This is a genomic window from Peptidiphaga sp. (assembly GCF_057238965.1).
This window is the reverse complement of record NZ_DBHHEV010000069.1, coordinates 1-6,433: the sequence shown is the minus strand read 5'-3', so window position 1 is coordinate 6,433 and position 6,433 is coordinate 1. Positions and strand designations below refer to the sequence as shown.

At 66.3% G+C, this 6,433-nt stretch carries 7 protein-coding genes; all 7 read right to left on the bottom strand.

What is annotated here, in order from left to right:
- Positions 1-162: 162 nt before the first annotated feature.
- Complete coding sequence (locus ACO48X_RS08500) at positions 163-765, bottom strand: DivIVA domain-containing protein (protein WP_009199776.1); 603 nt, start codon at positions 763-765, stop codon at positions 163-165.
- 658 nt (positions 766-1,423) lie between these two features.
- Positions 1,424-1,711 carry a YggT family protein gene (locus tag ACO48X_RS08495; protein WP_485001654.1) on the bottom strand — a complete coding sequence of 96 codons (288 nt, stop codon included), beginning with the start codon at positions 1,709-1,711 and terminating at the stop codon, positions 1,424-1,426.
- Positions 1,711-2,118 carry a cell division protein SepF gene (locus ACO48X_RS08490; RefSeq protein ID WP_009199779.1) on the bottom strand — a complete coding sequence of 136 codons (408 nt, stop codon included), beginning with the start codon at positions 2,116-2,118 and terminating at the stop codon, positions 1,711-1,713. The genes ACO48X_RS08495 and ACO48X_RS08490 overlap by 1 nt, the downstream gene beginning before the upstream one ends.
- Before the next feature lie 70 nt (positions 2,119-2,188).
- Complete coding sequence (locus ACO48X_RS08485; RefSeq protein WP_485001653.1) at positions 2,189-2,965, bottom strand: purine nucleoside phosphorylase YfiH/LACC1 family protein; 777 nt, start codon at positions 2,963-2,965, stop codon at positions 2,189-2,191.
- A gap of 6 nt (positions 2,966-2,971) precedes the next feature.
- Positions 2,972-4,195 (bottom strand): cell division protein FtsZ, encoded by a 1,224-nt coding sequence (gene ftsZ / locus ACO48X_RS08480; RefSeq protein ID WP_485001652.1) that lies wholly within the window; start codon positions 4,193-4,195, stop codon positions 2,972-2,974.
- A gap of 191 nt (positions 4,196-4,386) precedes the next feature.
- Positions 4,387-5,445, bottom strand: a complete 1,059-nt coding sequence (locus tag ACO48X_RS08475; protein ID WP_485001651.1) for a cell division protein FtsQ/DivIB — start codon at positions 5,443-5,445, stop codon at positions 4,387-4,389.
- Positions 5,442-6,433, bottom strand: a 992-nt coding sequence (locus ACO48X_RS08470) for a glutamate ligase domain-containing protein (protein WP_485001650.1), incomplete at its 5' end; no start/stop codon positions are given. The genes ACO48X_RS08475 and ACO48X_RS08470, both read right to left, overlap by 4 nt.

Genomic DNA, 6,433 nt, shown 5'->3' with positions numbered 1-6,433 from the left:
CGATAGAGCCCATTGCTTGGTCGCCTGGTCGATGGCGACCGTGAGAAGGCCGACGACGATTGCCCACATCATCAGCCGGCCCGCTTTGTGTGCCGTGCTCATTCGGTATGTCCTACGCCGAACGGCGGCAGCCCGCAGCTGCCGCCGTTCGCCCGTTCAGGCTCAGCGCTGATCCGACGAGGGCGTGGAACCCGATTCGACGTCGGCCAAGAGCGACTCGAGATAGCTCTTGAGGCGAGTGCGGTAATCCCGCTCGAAGTCTCGAAGCTCCGAAATCTTGCGCTCGAGAAGCCCGCGCTCCTGCTCCAGCTGGGTGAGCGTGCGGTTGTGCTGCTCCTCCGCTTCGGCAATGATCCGCTGGCTCTCGGCATTGGCCTCGGCGAGGATGCGATCGGCCTCGGCCTTTCCATCGCTGATGTACTTGTCATGCAGCTGTTGGGCCAGGGCGAGCATGCCTGCGACGGCGTTGGTGTCGCCGCCTCCAGCTGCGCCGCCTCCAACCGGCGCGAAGGAGGCCGTGGTCGCCGCGGAGAACGGGGCCTCGCCGCGCCCAGTGGCGGCGCCGGAGTTCTCCAGCTCGGCGATCCGAGCTTGAGCCTTCTTCAGCTCGTTTTCCAGCTCAGCCTTCTGAGCGGTGAGCTGGGCGATGGTTTCGGCAACTTCGTCGAGGAAGAAGTCGACCTGGTCAAGGTCGTATCCCTCCTCGATTGAGCTCGGTGCCTTGAAGCGTGCATTCAGGACATCGGATTCAGTCAGCAGCGCCATGTGTGTATTCACCTCTGTGTTTTGGTACGTATTCCTCAGCGGGCAAAAACGCCGCCTACAGGGATACGTTACCCGAAATGGTGCCAATGTTCACCGTGTGAATGGTGCTGCATCTCTGCAAGCCTTTGCCGCGAGCGAAACGTCAACGGATCAATCCGCGAAATCTCAGGCAAAAATCGATGTTTGTCGATGGCGGGAAGAGTGAGTCCTTCCCAAAAAAACTCAAAGCGAAGACGAGGGCGGCGAGCGCCGAGCCTGCGCTCGCATGCGGGGTCGGGGGTCGCCGTTCGAACGCCGTTCCTCCGCGGGGCGCCATCGATTCCGCGCGCGCTCAACGACGAAGCCGGGCCGCAAGCTCGAAAAGACGCCCGCGTCCACGCCCCACGCCGCCCGGGCTCGAGTCGATGTTCACTCTGCGCGAAGCTTCAGGCCAAGCCGACCGAGACGGTGCGGCCTGGCACGCCTGGCCGGGTTCGAAGCGACGAACGCAACACGATCCGTTGGACGCGAAACGTCGCTTCGGCCGAGGAACACCGAGCGAGTCTCACTGCCGCGGCATGCCGCGCTTCGACGATTCTCGGCGCTCAAAGGCCTTTCAGTTGCACGACAGCCGCCCGGGCGATTGCGCAGGCGGCTGTTCTGGGCGGGCCCTAGGAGGCTAAACAAACTGCTGGAGCAGCCTTCCGAGAATCCCAAGGCCCAAAATGACGATGAGAAAAGCCATGTCAAAGGCCACGGGCCCCAGACGCAGGGGCGGAACGTACCTGCCGATGAAGCGCAAGGGAGGATCCGTGGCTTTGTAGACGATGTTGACGGCGACCAGGGCGAAGCCCCTCGGGCTCCAGTCCCGCAGAATCATGGACACGATGTCGATGACGACCCTCGCAAGGAGGAGGACCATGTAGAACTGGATGAAAAAAAGAAGTATGCCGACGGCGATTTTCATCAGAAAGCGGGGGCGCCGCCTGCCGCAGCGTGCTCGTCCATCGTCACTGTGTGAGGAGTCATGAGGAGGACGTCCTCAGAGACCTTGTTGAGCTGGCCTTCGAGGCCGAAGCACAGGCCGAGCGCGAAGTCGACGATTCGCTTTCGCGACTCGGTGTCGGTCTCCGTCAGATTGAGGATGACGGGAAGGCCGGAGCGATACTGCTCAGCGAAAGCTCGGACCTCGGAAAAGGAGGTCGGGTGCACCGTCACGATGCGGGCAAGCTGAGGAACAGACGGAACCGAGCGAATGGGCGAGACGTCGGCGTCGAGGCGCTCCTCGTCGTCGTACTCCTCGTACCCGTCCTCGTATTCGTCGTACTCGTCGCTCAGCGTCGACCTGTCAACGAAGCGTTGGAACATTCCCATGCCGATATCTCTTTCACTCGCGGGGCGTACTCCATCCAACGTATTGCAGATCGCGGCGTTTGACGGCGATTTAGAAAGGCGTGTCGCGCCTTACCTGAACGAGGCCGACGAACCTTCCGCTTGCCCTTTTCGCCGCCATCTCGCGGCGATGGGAGTAATATCGGGCGTCTTCCATCGTGCAAATTTCCGACCGGACGACGTCGTCGACCTCGGCCTTTCGCAGCTGCAGCTCGAGCGCCTCGGGGATGTCGATCGCCGGCGTGCCCCAGGAGGTCCTCGAATAGCTTCCGGGCGCGAGGTTTTCGGCCTCGTCCCGCATGTCCGCGGGAACCTCGTAGCACCGTCCGCAGATCGACGGGCCGAGGTATGCGCGAATCCCTTGGGCGCCCCTCTCACGCATCGTCTCGAGGGCCACGGAGGCGATGCCGGCAAAAAGGCCGGAGCGTCCGACGTGAACCGCGGCGGCTATGGGCGCGTTTGAGGCGGCGAGGAGCAGGGGGACGCAGTCGGCCACCATGACGGCGGCGGAACAGGGATGCAGGGCGGCGTCGATGACGAGGCCGTCGGTGTCCGCGAAGGTGCGCCCGGGGGCGCCGGACGTCAAAACCTGCGAATCGACTGCCTCGACGTTGGCGCCGTGGACTTGGTCCATCCACGTGATGAATCCGACCTCGCTCGTCAGGCTCAGTCTGTTGCGGGCAACGGCGGAAGGGTCGTCTCCGACGTGCAGACCGAGGTTGAGGCTCTCGTAGGACCCCTCGGAGACCCCTCCTCGACGCGACGTGAAACCGGCTCGAATGCGGCCGCCGGGAACGGCCGAATCGAGCACCCACTCGACGAGAGACACGTGAGCTTACTGGTCTTCGAAGAGGAACGCGGGAATGTCCAAGTCGCGGCTGGAGCGGGTCGTGGGCTCCTCGACGACCGGGGGAATCGACCGGGCGGGGGCCGGCGACGTTCTGGCGACGGGCTCGGCCACGGGATGGCTCGGCGTCGCGATGTGGTGCTGACCGGTGCTCACCGGCTGAATGGCCGGCTCCTCGGCGCGGTGCGAGGGAACGGAGTCCTCGAATGTGCGCGAGCGCGCCGGCGGGGCCTGCGCGGGACGCGAGGCGGGCGTGAACTGCTCGTCTTCCGGCTCGTCGAATCCCGCGGCTATGACGGTCACGCGCACGACGTCGCCGAGCGAATCGTCGATGATGTGGCCGAAAATGATGTTCGCGCTGGGGTCCGCGGCCTCCTGGACCAGCTTGGACGCCTGATTCATCTCCTGGAGCGAGAAGTTCTCGCCGGATTGGAACGACAAAAGCACGCCGTGCGCGCCGTCGATGCTCGCTTCGAGGAGCGGCGAGGAGATCGCCGCCTCCGCGGCGCGCATCGCTCTGTCGTCGCCCGTGGCCTCGCCAATGCCCATGAGCGCGGTTCCCGCGTCCTTCATGATCGCCTTGACGTCCGCGAAGTCGAGGTTGACCAGTCCCGGAATGGTGATGAGGTCGGAGATTCCCTTCACGCCGTTGCGCAGAACCTCGTCGGCGAGGTGGTAGGCCTCGAGGACCGTGAGATTGTCGTCGGCAATCTCCAAAAGCCGGTCGTTGGGGATGACGATGAGGGTGTCGACGGCCTTGCGCAGTTCGGCCAAGCCGGCCGTCGCGTTGTTCGCCCGCTGGCGCCCCTCGAACTCGAAGGGCCGGGTGACGACGCCCACTGTCAAAGCGCCGATGGACCGGGCGATCTCGGCGACGACGGGGGCCGCACCCGTTCCCGTTCCGCCGCCTTCCCCTGCGGTGACGAAGACCATGTCGGCGTCTTCGAGGGCCGCGCTGATGACCTCGCCGTTCTCCTCGGCGGCCCTCCGGCCTACCGCCGGGTCGGCGCCCGCGCCCAGGCCGCGGGAAACCTCCCTGCCGATGTCGAGCTTGGTCTCGGCCTCGGACTTGACGAGGGACTGGCCGTCGGTGTTGATTGCAATGAACTCGACGCCTGCGAGTCCATCCTGAATCATGCGATCAACGGCGTTCACACCGCCGCCGCCCACACCGATGACTTTGATGTTCGCGCCGTTGTTGAGAGTGGGCATCGCTCTCTTCCTTTCAGACTTCAACTCGTACTTGAAGTTTTCTCCGTTCACCTTCGCGGACAAGGTAGAGGGCCGTGTTCGGCCGTTCAACCTCCGCGCGGGGCGTGTCGCGTATTCCAAAGTCGAATATACGTGAGAAACGGACGGATGTGCGGGACAACCCGCCTAGTTCGCCAGGCGCAAGAAACCGCCTAGTTCTCGGTGACGGGGGCATGCGGGGCGGAAACGTCGTAGAACTTCACCTTTTGAGAGAGGAGCCCCTTCAGCACCCTGGCTTTCACCGCGGATTCCTCGGCTCCTCCCCAATTTACGGTCGCGCCGTCCTGGAGGGTGAAGGAGACCTGCCCCGCGCGCGTGACCTCCACAGAGGCCACCTGCCTGCGCGTGCCCTCGTCGAGGGCTCCGAGCACGGCGCCCATGACCGACGTCGCCCGCGGCGCGTCGCCGTTGGCGAGCTTGAGCTTCGGGAGCGAGGCCGTCTGGCTCTTGGGAAGGTCCAAGCGCACGCCGTCCTCGTCTATGGCCGTGCACGATGTCTTCTCCATCATGCAGGCAACGGGCTTTCGCAGTGTGAGGGCGACGGTCACACCGCCCGGAAAGTTTCGCGTGACCTTGGCCCGCTTGACCATCGGGAGGCTCTTTCGAACTTTCGATTCGACCTCGCCCGTGTTCAGACGGACGAGCGGCGTCCCAACGTACTCGGCGACGGAGGCCTTCACGTCGGCGTCGGCGACGCCGGCGCCCGCCCCGCGAACCTCGACCCCGCCCGATCGCAGGGCGAGCAGCGGGCTGAAGAAAACGACCCAGGCGAGAAGGACGAGCGCGGTCCCGGCAACCGAGGCGCGCACGATTCGGCGCTTGCGCACGCGGCGACGCTCGGCCAGGCGCTCGCGGCGACGCTCCGTCATGTCGACCGGGTCCGACTCGCGCTTCGACGCCGCCGCACGCCAGCCCCGCGAGGGGCCTCCCTCGACGATCTCGGCGACGACGGCCTGCCCGTGGCGGTCTCGGCTCTCCGGAGCGAGATTTGGCTCTCCGCGGCGGTCCGCGCCCGCGAGGCCGGCGGCTCTGCGCTGGCCGAGGCTCGCGACTCCGGAAACGGCGGTCTGCTCGCCCGTGCGGGCCTCTGAGGGACTCGACGGGCTGAGAGAGGAAGCGGCCTCCGGCCTCTCTGGCCGACGGGACCCTTCTTCCGGCCGACGGGCCCCTTCCTCCTCCGCTCGCCTTCTGGGCCGCCTGGGAGGCCTCATCGCTGCCCGATCTGGTCGAGGATCGTCGGGCCGAGCTCGGTTACGTCGCCTGCGCCCACGGTCATGACGAGGCGGGCGCGCGCAGCGAGGGCGCGGGCCGCCTCGAATCTGTCCGGAACAAACTGCGCTCGGGCAGGGTCCATCCTCGACGTGACAAGGTCGCCCTCGACTCCCGGCGTCGGGTCCTCGCGGGCCGCGTACACGGCTGTGACGACGACGTCGTCGGCCAGTGACAAAGCCTCTGCGAATCGATCGGCGAAGTTCGCCGTCCGCGAGTACAGATGGGGCTGGAAAAGCACGCGCAGGGCGCCGTCGCCGACGACGGCCCGCGCGGCCCGAAGCGTGGCTTCAACCTCGGTGGGATGGTGCGCGTAATCGTCGACCACCCGGACTCCCCCGGCTTCTCCTCGCAGCTCGAAACGCCGGCCTGTCCCCAGGAACCGGGAGAGGGCGGAAGCCATCTCTTCGCGGCCGACGCCCAACTCCACGCCCGCGGCCCACGCCGCGGCCGCGTTGAGCAGATTGTGCTCGCCGACGACGCTCAGATCCACGCGGACGGGCCCCGAGCCGTCGTCGAAAGTGCCCGACGCGCCTAGGGGCCGCGAGGCCTCACGCGCCGATTCGCCCGTCCCGGCTTCGCCCGGCTTGGATCGTCCATGCTCGGCTTCGCCCGACTCCGCTTTTTCCTGCCGCGCTTGGCCCGATTGAGCTTGGACGGGCGCGACCTTCACGTGCGCTGCGGCCCCGCGCGGCCCGTCGCCGCGCCCGTAGGTGACCACCCGCTGCCCGCGGTCGATGGCGCCGACGGCCATGCGCAGCGCCCCCGGCGAGTCCGCACAGGCGACCAGGGCGCCGTCGGCTTTGAGCAGCCGGGCGAACTGGGCGAAGGCCTCCTCGAAAGCCTCCGTGCTTCCGTAATGGTCGAGGTGGTCCGGTTCGACGTTCGTGACGACCTCGACGAGGGGCTCGTAGTTGAGGAAGGAGCGGT